Here is a 243-nt window from a genome sequence, read left to right on the forward strand (position 1 = left end):
GTGCTGACGCAGGACGGCCGCATCGCCAAGCAACTGATCGGCGGGCATTCGGAGATCGACAAGGAATATCTGGTGCGCGTCGCCTACGGCGAGCATACCGTCGACGTCGAAAGTCACTTCCCGGCGGAAAGCCTCGAATTGCTGCGCCACGGCCTCTCGCTCGACGACGTCCCGCTCAAGCCCGCGCAGGTCAGCTGGCAAAACGGCGAGCAGTTGCGCTTCGTGCTGCGCGAGGGCAAGAAG

At 64.2% G+C, this 243-nt stretch carries 1 pseudogene; it reads left to right on the plus strand.

Annotated elements, in window-relative coordinates:
* Positions 1-243 (plus strand): annotated as a pseudogene (locus SB753_RS40570) (pseudouridine synthase); the annotation flags it as partial.

It is taken from the genome of Paraburkholderia sp. SIMBA_053 (assembly GCF_046534895.1).
GTDB lineage: Bacteria > Pseudomonadota > Gammaproteobacteria > Burkholderiales > Burkholderiaceae > Paraburkholderia > Paraburkholderia caledonica.